At 48.6% G+C, this 873-nt stretch carries 2 protein-coding genes; both read right to left on the bottom strand.

The annotated features are described in order from the left end of the window. The coding region (locus tag A3763_RS02050) for a GTP-binding protein (RefSeq protein ID WP_156494830.1) at window positions 1-514 on the bottom strand (514 nt) is incomplete at its 3' end. Window positions 515-578: 64 nt separating this feature from the next. Beyond that, the coding region (gene rpsG / locus A3763_RS02055) for a 30S ribosomal protein S7 (protein WP_068759849.1) at window positions 579-873 on the bottom strand (295 nt) is incomplete at its 5' end.

Genomic DNA, 873 nt, shown 5'->3' on the forward strand with positions numbered 1-873 from the left:
TCATTTGCAGAGGCACTGGCGTAGCACCTAGACGATCTTTTAACTGTTCGACTACCATTCGGAAGTCAGCACCTGTTCGGTCCATCTTATTAACAAAGACCATGCGCGGCACTTCATATTTATTAGCCTGCCGCCAGACCGTTTCAGTTTGCGGCTGCACACCTGACGAACCACACAAAACCACAACCGCACCATCAAGCACGCGGAGCGAGCGCTCTACTTCAATTGTAAAGTCAACGTGCCCAGGCGTATCGATAATATTCACGCGATGCTGATCAAACTGTTGCTGCATTCCCGACCAGAAACACGTGGTCGCAGCAGAGGTTATCGTGATACCTCGCTCTTGCTCCTGCTCCATCCAATCCATTGTCGCCGCACCATCGTGCACTTCACCTATTTTATGCGACAAGCCTGTATAGAAAAGAACTCGCTCCGTTGTCGTTGTTTTACCAGCATCAACGTGCGCACAAATACCAATATTTCTATACCTGGAAATTGGAGTCTTACGTGCCAATTTTTTATCCTCTTAAACCCAAAAAGGCCCGCATAAAATGCAGGCCATATAACACTCGTATACCTTAGAAACGGTAGTGAGAGAAAGCCTTGTTTGCTTCGGCCATCTTGTGAACATCTTCACGTTTCTTAACCGCTGCACCCTTACCTTCGGCTGCATCGATAATCTCACCCGCTAGACGCAAAGCCATAGACTTTTCGCCACGCTTACGAGAGTAGTCCACCAACCAACGCATTGCTAGCGCTACCTGACGAGCCGGACGAACTTCAACTGGAACCTGATAAGTAGCACCACCAACACGGCGAGACTTAACCTCTACCATTGGCTGGATAGACTCTAGCGCTTTATCAAACAGCTCT

Source organism: Oleiphilus sp. HI0128, assembly GCF_001635365.1.